The organism is Butyricimonas synergistica DSM 23225, from assembly GCF_000379665.1.
GTDB classification, from domain to species: domain Bacteria; phylum Bacteroidota; class Bacteroidia; order Bacteroidales; family Marinifilaceae; genus Butyricimonas; species Butyricimonas synergistica.
The window spans coordinates 439433-457754 of the sequence record NZ_KB903359.1; the positions used below are offsets into that span (position 1 = coordinate 439433).

An 18322-nucleotide genomic window follows, 5' to 3' on the forward strand; every position below is an offset into this window, starting at 1 on the left:
ATGTTGTATAAAGTTGATGTGATAAGACCTGGTTCGTTGAATCAGATCATAGGACCCGTGGGTACTTTAAAAAGAATTATTAAAGATAAAGAGTATTTTGAGGGGAGAGGATATGATTTTACGATATTTACCCATGATATATTTTCCAAGGTAGAGAGTGGAGTGTCTGTTGCGAGAACTACTCATCACAAGAAGGGGATAATCAAGAAAATAAAATCTAAGACGAGGTTATATGCCAGGCATAGTTTTGTGTTGAGTTATTTATTCGATTTAAGATCGCAGCTTCACACAAAGAAATTAGTGAAGTATTATCTTTCATTGAATAGAGATCCTGATTTTATTGTTTTCCATTCATCTGTTGAATGTTATCAATATTTGAAATATTCAAAGAATAAGCGAGCTAAAGTGATTATGTTTCAACATACAGATGGTATTCCTTTTAGAATGCAATTAGAGTATTATCCAAAGTTTAAAGGGACCTCGTATTTGAAGAAAAAAATGGAAAAGTTGTCGTGGACGGCAAGAAATACGGATCATTTGGTTTTTATTGCTAAGATAGGACAAATAAATTTTCTTAAGGCTTTTGCGTTTTTGGATATAAAAAAAACATCTGTTATTCTCAATGGTATAGATGATTTTACTTTATCGCAGAAAAATGAAATAAATGAGATCAAGTCAAAGACGTTTAAATTTAAATACAGGTTATGTTGTTCCGGTACAATTAATCAAAGGAAGGGGCATCGTATTATAATAGAAGCGTTACGTGGTTTGGATGAAAATTTATTACATGATATACATGTTTCTTTTTTGGGAGAGGGGGCAGAACGTATTGAATTAGAAAATCTTGTTCATAAATATGGTTTACAAGATCATGTTACATTCGAGGGATTTGTTCCCAATGAACAGGTATATAAATATTTAGCTGCCTCGAATATTTATATTTTAATGAGTAAAAACGAAGGACTTCCGATTTCAATAATCGAAGCAATGAGAGCGGGGTTACCCGTTATTTCAACGAAAATATCGGGAATCCCGGAATTAGTAGATAAAACAAACGGAATACTTGTAAATCCGGATACAGAAGAACTGAAAATAGTTTTCAATAATATATTTCGCTACAATTGGAGTGAAATGGGACATTGTTCTCGTGTACGTTTCGAGAATGAATTTACGTTTGAAAGGATGGAAAAGGAGTATTGCGATATGTTAGATTCAATGGTTCTACCTAGTAACAAATAATGAGTTATGAGTTTAGAAAAATACGAAAAACACAGAAAGAAAACTACCTTCCAATTTATTGTTTGGAAGGTTATGGTTACTGTATACAGAACATTTAAATTTTATCTTGTACCTGATAAAATTGCCATTCGGAAAAAATTCAGAATTGCTTTAGGATATTCTCCGGATTTTGAAAATCCGATTTCTTTTCAAGAGAAATTGCAATGGCTTAAATTATATGATCGAAAGGAATGGTATTCTCAATGTGTGGATAAGTATCGGGTAAGAGAATTTGTGAAAGAGATTCTGGGGACGGATAAATATTTAATTCCACTTTATTTTCATTCAGATGATTTTAGACAATTAACACCGGAGAATTTGCCAGATACTCCTTTTGTTTTAAAATGCAATCACGATAACAATTCATGGGTGTATGTTAATGATAAATCAAAGTTCGATTGGGAAAAAATGAGGTCTTTTTACCGAGAAAGGATGAGTTTGAATTTTTTTTGGACGAATAGAGAATGGCCATATAAAAATGTTAAACCTATGGTTATTGCAGAAAAATATTTGAAAGATAAGAACGATTTATTGATAGAATACAAATATTATTGTTTTAATAAAGAGGTTAGAATAATACAATATAGTGAAGCTAATAAAGGGCACAAAAGTTTCAGGTATTTAATGGAAGATTATACACCATTGGATAAAGAGTATAAAATTGATGAGTGTGTTACCATAGACAAAGACACTTTTAAACCTGTTTGTTTTGAAGAAATGGATTCAATTGTTCGAAAAATAGCTGAAAGGTTTGAATATTATATCCGAATTGATTTATTTAATGTTGATGATAATATATATATCGGAGAATTAACATTTTTTGATGGCGCTGGGTATGATGGAATTTATCCGGAATCTTGGCAGGACGAGATTAGTTCTTATCTTAAATTATCGAAATAACTATAAGGAATGTCGTACATAACAACATTGCTTTTATATAATGTTTTTGTCTTTGTATGTATGCTTGTTTGCTATAAAACTGGTATACAATCAAAAAAGCCAGTATTGGCTTTTATATTTATAGCCTTATTATCCGGATTACGATATGATATAGGCAATGATTATCAAATACAAGCGCAACAATGGGATAATATAGCTTATTTATTTCATGCCGGTTTTGGCTTGAAGGAACTTGTATTACAAAATATAACAGAACCGATGTCATTGGTTCTGTGTTTCCTTTTCAGTTGGTCGAAGCATCCAAGTGCGGTTATCTTCTTTATATATTCTATTTTAGAAGTATATTTCATATATAAAGTTGTTAGACATAATGACTGTTTTATTTCTGCCATATTTATTCTTTTTACATCATGCATACTATTTCAGATGTGGGACTGGACAAGGCAAGCGGTTGCTATGTCGATTTTTTTGTATTCGTTCCAATATATTGAAAACGCTAAGTTGGGGAAATATCTTATTTGTATCTTATTTGCTTTTTTGTTCCATGTTTCCGCAATTGTTTTGATACCTGTCTATTTTGTAAATAAATATGACATTGGCAAATATGTAACTGTGTGTGTAATTCTTGTACTTACTGCTTTAGCTTATGCGGGAATTTTAGAAAAAATGGCTTCGTTAATTATTGATACTGCTGGTGGACTATTATACGAGGGGTACGTTGGTAGTTCTCATAGTGTTCAAAGTAAAAATGTTTCTGGAAGCTTATTGCTATTCTTTAATGTTGCTATTGTGATTGTCCAACTTTTAAATATTCCTAAAGATAGAAAGATATTAAGAACCATGTTGACTTTAGGGGCGATTCTGTACACATTATCAACCGGTAATCTATTGGTCGATAGGATTGCTGCATATTTTTTATTATTTCAACTTATATCTTTTCAATATGTCTTTAAAGTAAAGAGTATGGCCTTGGTAACTTCTGTGCTTATGTTGTTTTATTATAATTATTCAATAATTAATATCGGAGGTACACGGGGAGCTGTTCCTTATGACAGTGTTTTTTCTGAAAATTTCGAGAAAGGAATCTTCAGATATAGGAAATTTTTGTAAACAATGAATTTTGATTCTTATTTGAAAAGGGAAAAAGAACTTGCTATCAAGTTGGAAAGATTGACTATTCTTTCCGGTATTCCTTTATGGCGCATTATCAGGTTAGAATTTAGACATCGTTTTTTAAACACTAGTTTTAAAACCATACCTTGTAGGGTGTCTATTGGACATCAATTGTTGAATGTCTTGTTTTCGTTGGTTTCGATACTCTCTCTGCTGGTAAAAAGGAAAAAATTTGATAATATAATTTTCCCACATCCACGGCTTTTTTATGTTAATGGTAAATATCTTGAACGATTTTCAGACTTTCTTGTAGAACAATCTAAAATAAAAGAAAGTTATATCATACTAGAAAGGCATCAAAATGGAATTCACAAAAAGCCGAGATTGCACGCAAATAAAGTGGTATATCTTGACATGATTGATGTTTTGTCGATGTTATTGAAATATTTTGTTTACCCGTATGTCTATATAAAATACAAGAGAGAGATCAATAAAATATATGAATTATTAAACGAAGAATTTCATTTATCGGATGAGTCTTATAAAAAAATGTTTGGAATGATAATTTCAAACTTTATTGTTTCGTATCATTTGTTTTCTCCGGTCATTTCCGTAATTTCCCCGAAGAGAGTTTTTTTAGCCCCTAGATCTACGTTTAAAAGCGTGATCGCTTATTGTGCAAGGAGAGGTATAGTAACTTACGAGTTACAACATGGAGTTGTTGTTGGAGATACTGTTTTATATGCTGGTCAATATTCACCAGAAATAGATCCGAACTTTTTTCTTGTTCATGGTAAAGATAATATTGGTACCCAATACGGGATGCCCTTAGAGCGAGTGATAAATGTTGGTTATCCTTACAAGAACTATGTTATTAGTGAAGCTTTAAAGAGTGATAAACTCCATGATTCAAAAAAAATACTAGTGGTTTCAGATCCTCACGTGAGTTCTAAAATTATTGATACGATCATTTTATTAACGGAATATTTTCCTGATTATGTTTTTCATATTAGGTGTCATCCTCAAGAAAAAGTAGCAGAATCGGATCTATTAAAAGTGGTCAATAACAAAGGGATTGAAATCGTGGATAATTCCACGGAATCTTTTTTCACACTTGCTTTATATGACACGATTATAGGAGAAAATTCCACAGTATTATACGAGGCAATGAGTCTTCACAAAAGAGTGGGACGGCTTAATTTTAATGGTTTGCATGTTGTTGAAAATCATGATATACACGGTGGTTTTGTTATAAACTCCGTGAATGACTTTCAATTGTTTATGAATACGGAATATGACGGGAGCAGAGATAATAACGATATATACTCTGATTATAATGAGATTATTGTCAATAATTTGATGTGAATATGAAGAATTTAATAATTATTGGTGCTGGCGGTATGGGACGAGTCATGAATGATATGGCTAGAGAAAGTCTGGGATACGGGAAAGAGTTCTGTATAAAAGGTTTTATCGATGATGATCAAAATGCATTAAAGGATTTTAGTGGATACCCAGAGTTATTATCTACCATTTCCAATTATGCGGTAGAAAAAGAAGATATTTTTATTTGTTCCATTGGTGGATTAGGTCGTAAAAACTGTATGATGAGAATAATCGAAAAAGGCGGAGAGTTTATCAATTTGATACATAAGGATGCGAGGATTGGTACGGGTGTCAAAATGGGTAAAGGAAATATCGTGGGAGCATTCACGACTATTGCAGCTAACGCAGAAATAGGAAATTACAATTTTATTCAATCATATACCATTGTTGGTCATGATGTTGTCATAGGAGATTGGAATCGTATTGATTCACGGGTAATGTGTGTCGGAGGGATTAGAATAGGAAATGAAAATATGATTCATACTTCAGCTGTTTTAAATCATAATGTAACGGTGGGTGATAACACTCATGTCGGTGCGTGTAGTTTTGTTATCAATAATGTACCTAACGGTGTGTCTGTCTTTGGCAATCCTGCCAGGAGGTTAAAATGAACGCATATGGATAGATTATTAGAAAAAAAAGTATGTCTTATTACCGGTGCAGGGAGAGGTATCGGGCGGGTTATTGCAGATAGGTTCGCTCGTGATGGGGCTATCGTTTATATAAATGACATTAAACTCGAAGATATGGATAGCTGGGCAGAAAGCTGTTCTCAACTTTATCGTACGAAAGTAGTTCCTTTATGTTTTGATGTTACAGATAGTGTGGCTCTCAAGGCAGGGCTTATGGATATATATAAAACGGAAGGCAAGATAGATTGTATTGTTAATAATGCTGCTATTATCGCAAATCAAAAGTTGGGGATGGTGACTAAATCATTACTGGAAAGGATGTTTAATGTCAATGTTTTTGCTGTTATCGATATGCTTCAAATAGCTTCACGATTGATGTCAAGAAATGGCGGCGGTTGTTTTGTGAATATTGCTTCCATTACGGGTATCGTGGGAAGTCCCGGTCAAGTGGCATATTCATCCACTAAAGGAGCTATCATTTCAATGACAAAATCGGCTGCCAAGGAATTAGCTCCTTTACATATTCGAGTGAATGCAGTTGCACCCGGGATAGTGAAAACCGAGAGATTCGATGAACTTTATGCTGATCATGGAGAAACAATTGATAGTAGAATCGAGAAAATAGCATTAGGTCGTTTAGGGACACCGGAAGATATAGCTAATGCTTGCTCTTTTTTGGCATCAGACAGAGCATCTTATATATCCGGTCAGGTATTGGGTGTCGACGGGTGTGCAACAATTTAAAGAGTAGGTTTGCATGTTTTTGAATTTAGATAAAAAGGAAATACAGAAAACAGCAGCAATCGACGGAGGAAGGGAAGAGTTGACGTATGGGGATTTGGTCGTACTCTCTGGTGAATTTTTTAAAGTTCTTCCTCACAGGACGCTAATATTTATCATGTCGAGAAATTCTCTTGGAGCATTAGTCGGATATGTTGCTGCACTTTCGAATAAAATTGTACCTCTGATTCTTAGTGTAAATACGGAAGTTGATTTATATGAGCACTTAAGAGATCTATACCAGCCGGAGTATTTATGGATACCGACCGAGTTGGTGGATAAATATGGGTACAAAAAGGTGTTTTCACTTTTAGATTATTCGTTGGTCAAAACTGATTTAGTAGCACCAGTTCTTCATGACGATCTAGCGTTGTTGTTACCGACATCCGGTTCAACAGGTAGTCCAAAACTTGTGCGGCATAGCTATAGAAATATTGAAGCAAATGCAGAGAATGTTTCTCAAATGTTCCAAATAACCCCGCTAGAACGGGCAATGGCTACTCTTCCCATGCATTACACGATGGGATTATCTGTCATTACAAGTCATTTATATTCTGGAGCGACTCTTCTTTTTAGTGACAAATCTTTGTTGGATAAAGAGTTCTGGACAATGTTGAAAGAAGAGAAAGCAACTAGTTTTACGGGAGTTCCATATAGTTACGAGGTGTTAAGAAAAATGCGATTCTTTAGAATGGATCTTCCTTTTCTGAAAGTAATCACTCAAGGTGGAGGAAAATTAAGAGAAGATTTATTTCGAGAATGCGTGGAATACGCGGAGAAAAACGGTAAAAAATTTATAGCGACTTACGGACAAACGGAGGGGACCGCAAGGATGGCGTTTTTAGAGCCGGAAATGGCTAAATATAAAATAGGTAGTATCGGAAAAGCGGAACCCAATGGACGATTGGCTATTATTGATTCAGAGGGAAACAAGACTTTCGAGGGAGAAGCAGAGGGAGAGATGATCTATTATGGCGAAAATGTTACTCTCGGGTATGCAATGAATTCGGGTGATTTAATGAAAGGCGATGAAAATAGAGGGGTTTTGTATACCGGGGATATTGTTCATCGGGATGTTGACGGATTTTATTACGTTATCGGAAGGATGAAGCGATTTCTAAAAATATTTGGACTTCGTATTGGTCTGGATGAAATTGAATATTTGGTGAAATCTAATTTTGATACGGATTGTTTGTGTAGCGGATCCGATGAATTATTGAAAATTTGTATAACTAATTTTTCGTTATCCGAGTCGATTAAAAATTTTGTTGTAGAGAAAACTCATCTTTTTCACAAAAACATAGAAATAATTTATTCAAGTAAAATAGAACGTAATGAAGCCGGTAAGGCTTGTTTAAAAAATTATTAGGTTATGACAAATTTGGAGAAATATAATCGTATTTTTTGTGATACATTTCAGGTAGAAGAAAATGTATTGAATGAAAAGTTTGATAATACCTCTGTTGAGGGATGGGATTCGATCAAACAATTATGTCTTATCACTTCTATTGAAGAAACATTTGACATCATGTTGGATACGGAAGATATTATAGGCTTGGTATCGTATTTTGCGGGAAAGGACATATTAGGCAAATATGGAGTAATATTGTAATAATACATTATGGGATTGCGTAAAAGGCTATGGTCGAAGATTGTTTCGATTTATCCTGATTATCTTCGTTTAAGATATGGAATGAACATAGGCAGGAATTGTCGGATATCGTGGAAAGCTCATTTAGATAAATCTGTTAATCCTAAAGGCATTCATGTTGGGAATAATACATGGATTCTCAATGGAGCGATGATTCTTGCTCATGATCATTGCAGGAATATTAAAACAAATACGTATATAGGGGATGATTGTGTGATTGGTGTAAGAGCGATTGTAATGCCTGGTTTAAGTATTGGTAATCAGTGTGTTATAGGGGGGTAGTGTTGTAACGAAAGATGTTCCAGCCAATTGCATCGTGGCAGGTAATCCTGCTAAAGTGATACGCACAGGGATAAAAGTAAATAATGGGAGAATTATTTAAAGTATGTATCGTAATTTTTTTAAACGGGTAATAGATTGTATTTCGGTTTTTTGTGCTATAGTGATATTGTCTCCATTTTTTTTAATAATAATGGTCGTCTTGCATTTTGTAAACAAAGGAGCGGGAGTCTTTTTTACGCAAAATAGACCTGGGAAGAATGCAAAGATTTATAAATGTATTAAATTTAAAACAATGACCGATGAGAGAGATGATAATGGTAATTTACTTCCGGATATACAAAGGATAACACGTGTGGGAAAGATTCTCCGTAGCCTTTCAATAGATGAATTGCCACAACTTTTTAATGTTTTGAAAGGAGATATGGCTTTGATTGGCCCTAGACCATTGTTACCTAAATATTTACCTTTATATTCTTTAGAACAGTATCGTCGCCATGAAGTGCGTCCCGGAATAACTGGTTGGGCACAAGTTAATGGTCGGAATAATATTTCATGGACAAAAAAATTTGAATTAGATGTATGGTATGTTGATCACTTGTCATTAATACTTGATTTAAAAATATTTTTTGTTACAATAAAAAAGGTATTTATACGGGAGAATATTTCTTTCGAAGGAGAAGCCACGACACATCCTTTTGATGGTACGAATTGAAGCTAAAGAGGAATTTTTATAGATTAAGGTATCTTATTAGAATTACCAGAATAGAGATGGAAAGAAAACGGATTTATCTTTGTTTGGCACACATGTCAGGTGAAGAACAAAAATTTATACAAGAGGCATTTGACACGAATTGGGTGGTACCGTTAGGACCGAACGTGAACGGTTTCGAGGGGGATATCAAGCAGTTTATCGGGGAGGATAAAGAGGTCGTGGCGTTGTCGGCGGGTACGGCGGCGGTGCATTTGGCGTTGTTGGCTTGTGGTGTGGGGAGGGGTGACGAGGTGATCGTGCAGTCGTTCACGTTTTGCGCTTCGGCTCACCCGGTGACTTACCTGGGGGCGACGCCGGTGTTCGTGGACTCGGAGGCGGATAGCTGGAACATGGACCCGGGGTTGCTGGAGGAGGCGATCCGGGACCGGGTAGCCAAGACGGGGCGCAAGCCGAAGGCGATTATCCCGGTGGCACTTTACGGGATGCCGTACGATTGCGAGCGAATCCTGGAGATTGCCGCCCGTTACGAGATCCCTGTGATAGAGGATGCCGCGGAGGGGTTCGGCTCGAGGTATGACGGTCGGGTGTTGGGGACGTTCGGTCGCTACGGGGTGTTGTCGTTCAACGGGAACAAGATGATCACGACGAGTGGCGGCGGTGCGTTGATTTGCCCGGACGAGGGGGCGAAGCGGGAGGTGATGTTTTACGCGACGCAGGGACGGGAGGCTTACCCTTATTACCAGCACGAGAAGATCGGTTACAATTACCGGATGTCGAATATCTGTGCCGGTATTGGGCGGGGTCAGATGACGGTGGTGGAGGATCACGTGGCGCATCACAAGCACGTTCAAGCGCTGTACCGGGAGTTGCTGAAAGAGGTGGATGGGGTGACGCTTCACGAGAACCCGTCGTCACGTTATGACAGCAATTTTTGGCTTTGCACGGTGACGCTGGATCCTGGTTTACGGGTCAAGGGAGAGGAGCACGCTTACGAGGAAGCGGTGCAAGGTGCTGTTGGCGGGGCGGCGGGAGTGACCCGTGCGGCCTTGGGGTTACACACGGCTCACGAGCCGAACCGGAACGTGGAGGCGACGCGGTTGGCGTTGGACCGGGCGGGGGTAGAGAGTCGCCCGTTGTGGAAACCAATGCATTTACAACCGGTGTACCGGGACAACCCGTGTTTCGTGAACGGGGTGAGCGAGGGGTTGTTCAAGACGGGACTTTGTTTGCCCAGTGGTCCGTGCGTGACGGACGAGGACGTGTGGTATATCGTTGAACAAATCAAGAGAAACTTGTAAAGTTATGATTCACGATTGAGGTGTGTTTCGACACACCTCTTTTTTGTTTTTGAGGATATTGTTCTCTTGTACACGAAAAGGTCATTTCGCGAGATATAAAATTGGAAAGTTATGAAAGAATTGAATGATCAATCGCAACGTCTCGTGAGAGATTGTTTTTTTGTACGCCAGGGAGAACGTATGGAGAGGTGTTTCTACTCGGAAGTGTTGTACGTGGAGGCATCGGGTTGTTATTGTTATATTTACCGTCGGGATAAGCCCCGGATATCAATTCCCTATTCTCTTTTAACGGTGGAACTTCGCTTACCGAAAAGTATGTTCCGGCGGGTTCATCGAAGTTATATCGTGAANCTTCGGGCGGTGGATGGTTTCATCGGGAAGACGATTTGCATCGGAGAAAAAATAATCCCTATCAGCAAGCCTTACCGGGAAGAGGTGTTCGGGTGCTTTGTTATTTGGGATTTGAAAACGAGGGAAGAGGAATAGTTAATTATTAATCGTTCTTGTGAGGTGGCCTTTATTTGAAAAGCAGGTCAATATCCATGGAAAGAAATTCTTCAAACGATAGTCCTCCGGAACCGATAACTAAAGCTTTGTACGGTTTATACATTTTCGTGAAGACGGATATTCCTTGATTTGTAGTTCTTCTTCCGCTTTTAACTTCTATGGCTATTTTTTTCTTTCGCCGGACGAGGATAAAGTCGACTTCGTCTTTATGATCTCTCCAATAATATACTTTATAATCATTCATTTGTGCTTGACTGACAAGGTATGCGCCTATGGCAGATTCAATATATCTACCCCATAATTTAGGATCTTCAATCACTTCGGAAAAGTCGTCATCTACATAGACGTTACGGAGTGCATTATTGTGTACCTGAAATTTAGGAACGGAATTATATTTTCTGGCATCGTCCTCCGCGAATTTCTGTAAACCACATAGAAGACCACATTCATCAAGTAAATGAAGATACCCCGCAAGGGTGGTGACATTTCCGGTATCCTGTAATTGAGCCGCAATTTTAGTCAAAGATAAAAGTTCGCCACTATAGCTACTTCCCAGTTCGAATAGTTGCCGCAAAAGTTGTGGCTTCATGATTTTCGTGTCCATCAGAATGTCTTTGGATATGGAAGGTTCAATTAAAGAATTTTTCACGTAGTTTCTCCAGCGGTTTTCGTTATTGATGAATTGTGCGGCACCGGGATAACCACCAAAATAGACATATTGTTGTAATGACCAACCGAAACAGTCTTTCATTTCGGCATAGGTCCAATGAGCAAGGCGTATGAGTTCGAATCTCCCGGCAAGAGATTCGGTCAACCCTTTTTCTATGAGCATTCTAGAGGAACCAAGCAATACGATAACCAGTTCCCGTTTCTCCCTCGTGTCACGATCCCATTCCGCTTTAACGGTTTCACTCCAGTTTTTGATTTTCTGTATCTCGTCTATGACCATGAGCCTTTTCGATTCTCCCCGTGCGAACATTTTCATTCTTTGTGATTCCCACGCTTGGGCAAGCCAATCGGCGGATACTCCGGTGACATCATCGGCTGAATAACTGTCAAAGGGGATGGTACATTCTTCTAGAATTTGACCAATTAGCGTGGATTTCCCAACTTGACGGGGACCAACGATAACTTGCATTTTGCCGCGCGGTTCATTAATACGGTGAAGTATTTCCGTGAATGGTGCTCTTTTATATTCCATTTTTCCAAATGTTCAATCTGTTCGTATAAAATGTTCAATGGAGTGAACAAAAATGTTCAGTCCGACTCAAAGGTATGTGATTTGTTTTAATTGAACAAGTTTCATTCAGATAATTTTTCCGGACATTCAGATAATAAACCGGGGTATTCAGATGATTTAGTTGGCAAAGGGGTGTTGCGGGATGTATTTTTGGTTTATGGCTGGGAAATTCAGATATTGGGATATTGTGTTATTTTTCAATGCGTTTTGTTTGCCGAGTTAATATTTATTTGTATTTTTGCGCCCGTATTTAAAAAATATAATGTCTAATTTATTAGAGGATAAGCATTTATTATTATGACAGAAGAACAAAAAGAAATGCAAGTGGAACTTGCACAAGAAGAAACCAAGAAAGCTGCTCCGGTAGCAACCACAAGCGCTGAGGCTGATGACAATTTCGATTGGGAAGCCTATGCAAATGATGATGTAATCCCCGCATCTGAAAAAGAAGAATTAGTGAACAGGTATGCCGAAACTCTTTCATCTGTGGTAGAGAAAGAAGTTGTTGAAGGTACTGTTATCTCAATGAACAAGAGAGAAGTCGTTGTAAACATCGGTTACAAGTCAGACGGTATTATTTCATTGAACGAATTCCGTTACGATCCGGAATTGAAAGTGGGAGATAAAGTAGAAGTTTACGTTGAGACTCAAGAAGACAAAAAAGGTCAGTTGACCCTTTCTCACAAGAAAGCAAGAGCTTTGCGTAGCTGGGATCGTGTTAATGCTGCGTTGGAAAACGACGAGATTATCAAAGGATTTGTTAAATGTCGCACGAAGGGCGGTATGATCGTTGACGTATTCGGTATCGAAGCATTCTTGCCGGGTTCTCAGATCGATGTTAAGCCGATTCGTGATTATGATATTTATGTTGGGAAGACGATGGAATTCAAGGTGGTTAAAATCAACCAAGAGTTCAAAAACGTTGTTGTATCTCACAAGGCTCTTATCGAGGCTGAGTTGGAACAACAGAAGAAAGACATCATCTCCAAACTTGAAAAAGGACAGGTACTTGAAGGTACTGTTAAGAATATCACTTCTTACGGAGTGTTCATCGACTTGGGCGGCGTAGACGGATTGATCCATATTACCGACCTTTCTTGGGGTCGCGTAAATCACCCGAACGAGATTGTAGAGTTAGACCAGAAGTTGAACGTTGTTATTCTTGACTTCGATGACGAGAAGAAACGTATCGCTCTTGGTTTGAAACAATTGACTCCGCACCCGTGGGATGCTTTGAGCGCAGACTTGAAAGTGGGTGACCGCGTGAAAGGTAAAGTGGTTGTTATGGCTGATTACGGTGCTTTCGTTGAGATCGCTCCGGGCGTAGAAGGATTGATTCACGTTTCAGAGATGTCATGGTCACAACACTTGCGTTCCGCTCAAGACTTCATGAAGGTGGGTGACGAGGTTGAGGCTGTTGTACTTACCTTGGATCGTGACGAAAGAAAGATGTCTTTGGGTATCAAACAATTGAAGAACGACCCGTGGCAAAATATCGAGGAGAAATACGCTGTTGGCACGAAACATAAAGCTATCGTGCGTAACTTCACGAACTTCGGAGTATTCGTAGAGATCGAGGAAGGTGTTGACGGTTTGATCCACATCTCTGACTTGTCTTGGACGAAGAAAGTGAAACACCCGGCAGAATTTACCCAAATCGGTGCCGATATTGATGTAGTTGTTCTTGAAATAGACAAGGATAACAGAAGATTGAGTTTAGGTCACAAGCAATTGGAAGAGAATCCTTGGGATGTATTCGAAACGATTTTCACGGTTGATTCAATCCATGAAGGTACGATTACCGAAATCTTCGACAAGGGTGCCGTTATCGCATTGCCTTACGGTGTAGAAGGATTTGCTACTCCTCGCCACTTGGTAAAAGAAGACGGTTCACAAGCTAAGGTTGACGAGAAATTACCGTTCAAGGTGATCGAATTCAACAAGGGAGCCAAGAGAATCATTCTTTCTCACTCTCGTATTTTCGAAGACGAGCAAAAAGCTACCGATAATGCGAAGAAGAAAGATGAGGCTAACGCAACTAAAAAAGCAGTGAAGAAAGTGAAAGAAAAACTAGAGAAAACTACTCTGGGTGACATCACCGAGTTGGCTGCTTTGAAAGACCAAATGGAAGCTAAAGAAAAAGAATAATAATTAGTGAAGTTTGAGCTAACCATATTAGGGTGCGGTTCCGCCGTGCCCACTCTTCAAAGAAATGCTGCCGCTCAGGTACTTAATGTACTTGAGCGGTACTTTCTTATCGACTGCGGGGAAGGTTCCCAGCAGCAATTGCGGCGTTTCAAGGTGCCGTATAATAAAATCAATCATATTTTTATTTCCCACCTGCACGGGGATCATTTTTTTGGTCTGATCGGTTTGTTGTCCAGTTTCTCGATGCAAGACCGGAAAAACGAGTTACACGTTTATTCCGACAAGCGTTTGCAGGAGATTATCGAATTTCAGTTAAAGGTGATGAATACCCGCTTGAATTATCCTTTGATTTTTCATCACTTGGAACGGGAACCGGCTTTAATTTATGAAGATCATGCTTTGACCGTGCGTGCTTTCCCTTTGAAACATCGTTACGAGGCTCCCGTGACGGGATTTTTATTCGCCGAGAAAGAACGGGAAAGAAATATCAAGCGGGAGATGACGGATGCTTTTCGGGTGCCCGTGGCTTTTATGCATCGGTTGAAAAAAGGAGAAGATTATATTACTCCTGATGGGGAGGTGATTGAAAATTGCCGCTTAACCACGGCTCCAGCTGCCCCTCGTTCATATGCTTATATGACGGACACGCTTTTCAGGGAGTCTTTTGCCGAATACGTGGAGGGTGTGGATTTGCTTTATCATGAGTCTACATATGGTAACGAGTTCGAGAAGCTCGCGAAAGAAACTTTTCATAGTACCGCGGGACAAGCGGCGCGAATGGCTGTACTTGCCGGGGTAAAGCACCTCCTGCTGGGACATTTTTCCTCCCGATACCCGGATCCGACACCTTTGTTGGAACAAGCCCGTGAGATTTTTCCCAATACCGATTTGTGTTATGACGGGGCAGTGTTCGAGTTGCCGCTTGTGAAACGAGGATAAAATTTAATGGAACTATGAAAAGAAAACGACTTCTTGCCTCGATCAGTTGGCGAAGGCTTTGGAAATAAATTAAGATGAGGGATAAATAAAAAACACCCGGTTATCTGAAAGGATAGCCGGGTGTTTTTTTAGGGGGCGGGAATAGTACCATTTTTGTTTTCGGGTATTCTATAAACGTGGAAAAGAAAATGTAATAAATATTTATTCAAAACAATACTTTATGGAAAAATCAATCGTAAGAGTGGAACATTTGTCACATCGTTACAGTGTTCAATGGGCTATTCGGGATATAAATTTCGAGATCACGGAGAATGGGATATACGGTTTATTGGGTTCAAACGGGGCGGGCAAGTCGACCACGATGAATATCATGTGCGGCGTGTTGAAACAGACGGAGGGAGAAGTTTATATCAAGGGAGTGAGTATGCGTGCCGATCCGGTGGAAGCGAAGCGTCATATCGGTTTTTTGCCGCAAAAGCCGCCGTTGTACGGTGATTTGACGGTGGAGGAGTTTTTGACGTTCACGGCGAATATCCGCCGTATCCCGGAGGGAGATGTAGGGCGTGCGGTGAAGGAGGTGATGGAACGTTGCGGGGTAAGCCATTTCCGCCGGCGTTTGATTCGCAACCTGTCGGGAGGTTACCAGCAGCGGGTGGGGATTGCGCAGGCGATCATCCATAACCCTGCTTTCGTGGTCTTGGACGAGCCGACGAATGGCTTGGACCCGAACCAGATCATCGAGATCCGTCATTTGATCAAGGAGATCGGGGAAGACCGTACGGTGATTCTCTCGACACATATCCTGTCGGAGGTGCAGGCGACGTGTGATTACATCCGCATGATCGAGGAGGGGCAGGTGGTATTCTCGGGTACGGTGGAGGAATTTGACAATTATATTGTCCCGAGCACGATTTTCGTGACGTTGGCTTCGATGCCGTCAGTGGAAGAGTTGAAGGTACTTCCGGGCGTGGTTGATGCGGAGAACACGGGTGGGATGAATTACCGGGTGAGTTTCTCGGATTCTCGCGAGGCGATCCTGAAGATCGTGGAGACGAGCGTGTCGCGTAACTGGCAGTTGCTTGAGATCCGGGCGGAGAAGAACTCGATGGATAGCGTGTTCGCGGAGTTGTCCGCCAAGAGTAAGAAACATTAAAATCGTGAGTTTATGAAGATGGTGTTCAAAATAGCAAAGATGGAGTTGCAGTCTTTGTTTTTCTCGCCGGTGGCGTGGTTGTTGCTGGTGATATTCGCTTACCAGGTGGGGATGATGATATCCGATTTGCTGGAAGGGATCGTGGTGAACCAAGCGATGGGCTACGGGGCTTGGAGGGTGACGAGTGTGTTTGGCGAGTTGGCGAGTGGTATTCAAGGGTCTCTTTATTTGTATATCCCGTTGTTGACGATGAATTTGATCAGTCGGGATTTGAGCGGGGGGACTATAAAGTTGTTGCAATCGGCACCGTTGCGAAGCGTGCAGGTGGTGATGGGGAAGTATGTTTCCCTGATGGTGTTCGGTTTGGCGATGATGGGTGTGATATTATTTTATGTGGTGTTCGGTTTGTTCACGATCGAGAATATGGATGTGCCTTACGTGTTGACGGGGATACTGGGACTTTACCTGCTGTTGTGTGCGTATGCGGCTATCGGATTGTTTGTTTCCAGCCTGACGTCCTATCAGGTGGTGTCGGTTTTTGGCACGTTGTTTATTCTGGTGGCGTTTAATTACGTGGGCGAGGTGGGACAGAATTACGAGTTCGTGCGGGATGTGACGTATTGGCTTTCTATCCGGGGAAGGGTTTTTGAGTTTATCTCCGGTTTGATTTGCAGCGAGGATGTGCTTTATTTCTTGATAGTGGTGGCTATATTCCTGACGTGGACGACGCTTCGGTTGATTAACCGGGTACAGCGGCGGGGCTGGATGACACGTTGGGGGACTTATCTAGGCGTGTTCGTGCTGGCGATGGGATTGGGGTACATGAGTTCCCGCCCGGTATTGATGACGTATTACGATGCCACGAGAACGCAAGGAAATACCTTGAGCCAAGCGAGTCAGGATATCGTGAAGTTGTTGGATGGAAAGGTGAAGATCACGACTTACACGAATGTGTTGGATAAGGGGTTTTGGAGCACCTTACCCGAGCATATCAGTCATGATCGAGGGAATTTTCGGGATTACGTGCGTTTTAAACCGGACATGAAGTTACGTTATGTGTACTTTTACGATAATGCGAATAACGAGGAGCTGGATGAGCGGTACCCCGATTTGAATGACCGGGAGCGGGCTGAGCGTATTTGTGATAATTACGGGATACCTTTTTCTATTTTCCATTCGCCGGAAGAGATGAAGGAGATCGAGGATTTGAGTGGGGAGGGAAACAAGACTATCCGCGTGATCGAGCGGGAGAACGGGCAGAAGGCGTATTTACGTTTCTATTACCACGGGGGATGGAAGGATTCCCCGGGGGAAGCGGAGATCTCGGCCGCTTTCAAGCGTTTGGTGATGCAAGTACCGACGATCGGGTTTCTTACCGGGCATGGCGAGCGGGATATAAACCGGGAGGCAGACCGGGAATACAAGCGTTTTTCGAGTGACAAGAATATCCGAAGTTCGATGGTGAATCAAGGGTTTAATATCGAGGAGGTGCGTGCCGACAGGGCGATTCCGGATAGTGTGGATATTTTGGTAATCTCGGAATTGCGATCGCCTTTACGCGAGGAAGAACGGGTGAATTTGGATGCTTTTATTGAGCGGGGTGGCAATCTTTTTATCTTGGGAGGACCGGGAAGGCAGGAGTTGATGAACCCGCTTGTCGAGCGATTCGGCGCAAAGTTTATACCGGGACAGCTGGTGCAGCCGACGGAACTTTTCCAGGCGGATTTGATACAGTCGTTGCCGACAGACGAGGGGGTGAGGTTTTGGACGGGATTAAAGACGATCAGGGAGTACGAGGGATGTGTTGCCATGCCGGGATGTGTGGGGTTGGAGTATCGCCCCGTTGAGGGTGTGACGGTTACGCCGTTGTTATCGACGGATACGGTGGGGTGTTGGAATGAGACGGGAGTGACGGATTTCACGCGGGACACTGTGGTGTATGATCCCGGGGCGGGTGATTGTGTCGGAGTGTTTGCCACGGTTTTAGCTTTGAGCCGCACGGTGAATGGCAAAGAACAACGGATCGTGATATCGGGGAACACGGATTGTCTGAGTAACGGGGAGTTTGCCACTGGCAGGCGGGAAATCCGCAATTTCAATTACACGTTTGCTCATTCGAGTTTCTATTGGTTGTCGCACGAGGAATTGCCCGTGAATACTTCCCGGGCGGACCCGACGGACCGGAAGTTGAATATTAGTGAAGCTGCGATGGAGGGGTGGAAAATTGTGTTCATGGTTGTCGTTCCCGTTTTGCTGGCTCTTGCGGGTGTTCTGATATGGCTCCGGCGGAGGGGGCGTTGAGT

General features: G+C 40.9%; 17 protein-coding genes. 16 read left to right on the plus strand and 1 reads right to left on the minus strand.

Annotated elements, in window-relative coordinates; all coding sequences use genetic code 11:
* The 12 genes from A3CY_RS0101945 (at position 1) to A3CY_RS20010 (ending at position 10518) form a co-directional block, all read left to right on the plus strand.
* Entirely contained in the window at positions 1-1239 is a 1239-nt protein-coding gene (locus A3CY_RS0101945; RefSeq protein ID WP_018336206.1) for a glycosyltransferase family 4 protein, read from the plus strand.
* Between the two features lie 6 nt (positions 1240-1245).
* Entirely contained in the window at positions 1246-2178 is a 933-nt protein-coding gene (locus tag A3CY_RS0101950) for an ATP-grasp fold amidoligase family protein (protein WP_018336207.1), read from the plus strand.
* A 105-nt stretch (positions 2179-2283) separates the two neighbouring features.
* Complete coding sequence (locus tag A3CY_RS0101955) at positions 2284-3288, plus strand: EpsG family protein (RefSeq protein ID WP_018336208.1); 1005 nt, start codon at positions 2284-2286, stop codon at positions 3286-3288.
* A gap of 3 nt (positions 3289-3291) precedes the next feature.
* Positions 3292-4656 carry a hypothetical protein gene (locus A3CY_RS0101960; RefSeq protein WP_018336209.1) on the plus strand — a complete coding sequence of 455 codons (1365 nt, stop codon included), beginning with the start codon at positions 3292-3294 and terminating at the stop codon, positions 4654-4656.
* Positions 4657-4658: 2 nt separating this feature from the next.
* Positions 4659-5288: an acetyltransferase gene (locus tag A3CY_RS0101965; RefSeq protein WP_018336210.1), complete on the plus strand. Its 630-nt coding sequence runs from the start codon at positions 4659-4661 to the stop codon at positions 5286-5288.
* A 6-nt stretch (positions 5289-5294) separates the two neighbouring features.
* Positions 5295-6053 (plus strand): SDR family NAD(P)-dependent oxidoreductase, encoded by a 759-nt coding sequence (locus A3CY_RS0101970; RefSeq protein ID WP_018336211.1) that lies wholly within the window; start codon positions 5295-5297, stop codon positions 6051-6053.
* A 13-nt stretch (positions 6054-6066) separates the two neighbouring features.
* Positions 6067-7458 carry an AMP-binding protein gene (locus A3CY_RS0101975; protein ID WP_018336212.1) on the plus strand — a complete coding sequence of 464 codons (1392 nt, stop codon included), beginning with the start codon at positions 6067-6069 and terminating at the stop codon, positions 7456-7458.
* Between the two features lie 3 nt (positions 7459-7461).
* The gene (locus A3CY_RS0101980) at positions 7462-7701 is read left to right on the plus strand and encodes a hypothetical protein (RefSeq protein ID WP_018336213.1); all 240 of its coding nucleotides are present in this window, start codon (positions 7462-7464) and stop codon (positions 7699-7701) included.
* Positions 7702-7890: 189 nt separating this feature from the next.
* On the plus strand, positions 7891-8022 hold the full coding sequence (locus A3CY_RS23215) for a DapH/DapD/GlmU-related protein (RefSeq protein ID WP_240388137.1): 132 nt from the start codon (positions 7891-7893) through the stop codon (positions 8020-8022).
* Between the two features lie 103 nt (positions 8023-8125).
* Positions 8126-8734, plus strand: coding sequence for a sugar transferase (locus A3CY_RS0101990; protein ID WP_018336214.1), 609 nt, complete (start codon positions 8126-8128; stop codon positions 8732-8734).
* A 56-nt stretch (positions 8735-8790) separates the two neighbouring features.
* Positions 8791-10032 carry a DegT/DnrJ/EryC1/StrS family aminotransferase gene (locus A3CY_RS0101995; protein ID WP_051082665.1) on the plus strand — a complete coding sequence of 414 codons (1242 nt, stop codon included), beginning with the start codon at positions 8791-8793 and terminating at the stop codon, positions 10030-10032.
* Between the two features lie 180 nt (positions 10033-10212).
* Positions 10213-10518, plus strand: a complete 306-nt coding sequence (locus tag A3CY_RS20010; protein WP_449374806.1) for a LytR/AlgR family response regulator transcription factor — start codon at positions 10213-10215, stop codon at positions 10516-10518.
* Between the two features lie 31 nt (positions 10519-10549).
* Here A3CY_RS20010 and A3CY_RS0102005 read toward each other — a convergent pair whose 3' ends face one another.
* The gene (locus A3CY_RS0102005) at positions 10550-11740 is read right to left on the minus strand and encodes an ATP-binding protein (RefSeq protein ID WP_018336217.1); all 1191 of its coding nucleotides are present in this window, start codon (positions 11738-11740) and stop codon (positions 10550-10552) included.
* Positions 11741-12076: 336 nt separating this feature from the next.
* On the opposite strand from A3CY_RS0102005, the gene rpsA reads away from it, so the two are divergent.
* The 4 genes from rpsA (at position 12077) to A3CY_RS0102025 (ending at position 18320) form a co-directional block, all read left to right on the plus strand.
* Entirely contained in the window at positions 12077-13927 is a 1851-nt protein-coding gene (rpsA, locus tag A3CY_RS0102010) for a 30S ribosomal protein S1 (protein ID WP_026207208.1), read from the plus strand.
* A gap of 6 nt (positions 13928-13933) precedes the next feature.
* Positions 13934-14866, plus strand: coding sequence for a ribonuclease Z (locus A3CY_RS0102015; protein WP_018336220.1), 933 nt, complete (start codon positions 13934-13936; stop codon positions 14864-14866).
* Between the two features lie 220 nt (positions 14867-15086).
* Complete coding sequence (locus tag A3CY_RS0102020) at positions 15087-16019, plus strand: ABC transporter ATP-binding protein (RefSeq protein WP_018336221.1); 933 nt, start codon at positions 15087-15089, stop codon at positions 16017-16019.
* A gap of 12 nt (positions 16020-16031) precedes the next feature.
* Positions 16032-18320, plus strand: coding sequence for a Gldg family protein (locus tag A3CY_RS0102025; RefSeq protein WP_018336222.1), 2289 nt, complete (start codon positions 16032-16034; stop codon positions 18318-18320).
* Positions 18321-18322 lie beyond the last annotated feature (2 nt).

Coding starts and splice junctions, on each gene's coding strand:
- A3CY_RS0101990 (WP_018336214.1), top strand. CDS start 8,126: ATGTATCGTAATTTTTTTAAACGGGTAATAGATTGTATTTCGGTTTTT.
- A3CY_RS0101965 (WP_018336210.1), top strand. CDS start 4,659: ATGAAGAATTTAATAATTATTGGTGCTGGCGGTATGGGACGAGTCATG.
- A3CY_RS0101980 (WP_018336213.1), top strand. CDS start 7,462: ATGACAAATTTGGAGAAATATAATCGTATTTTTTGTGATACATTTCAG.
- A3CY_RS0102005 (WP_018336217.1), bottom strand. CDS start 11,740: ATGGAATATAAAAGAGCACCATTCACGGAAATACTTCACCGTATTAAT.
- A3CY_RS0101970 (WP_018336211.1), top strand. CDS start 5,295: ATGGATAGATTATTAGAAAAAAAAGTATGTCTTATTACCGGTGCAGGG.
- A3CY_RS0102025 (WP_018336222.1), top strand. CDS start 16,032: ATGAAGATGGTGTTCAAAATAGCAAAGATGGAGTTGCAGTCTTTGTTT.
- A3CY_RS0101945 (WP_018336206.1), top strand. CDS start 1: ATGTTGTATAAAGTTGATGTGATAAGACCTGGTTCGTTGAATCAGATC.
- A3CY_RS0101995 (WP_051082665.1), top strand. CDS start 8,791: ATGGAAAGAAAACGGATTTATCTTTGTTTGGCACACATGTCAGGTGAA.
- A3CY_RS0101975 (WP_018336212.1), top strand. CDS start 6,067: ATGTTTTTGAATTTAGATAAAAAGGAAATACAGAAAACAGCAGCAATC.
- A3CY_RS0101950 (WP_018336207.1), top strand. CDS start 1,246: ATGAGTTTAGAAAAATACGAAAAACACAGAAAGAAAACTACCTTCCAA.
- rpsA (WP_026207208.1), top strand. CDS start 12,077: ATGACAGAAGAACAAAAAGAAATGCAAGTGGAACTTGCACAAGAAGAA.
- A3CY_RS0102020 (WP_018336221.1), top strand. CDS start 15,087: ATGGAAAAATCAATCGTAAGAGTGGAACATTTGTCACATCGTTACAGT.
- A3CY_RS0101960 (WP_018336209.1), top strand. CDS start 3,292: ATGAATTTTGATTCTTATTTGAAAAGGGAAAAAGAACTTGCTATCAAG.
- A3CY_RS23215 (WP_240388137.1), top strand. CDS start 7,891: ATGATTCTTGCTCATGATCATTGCAGGAATATTAAAACAAATACGTAT.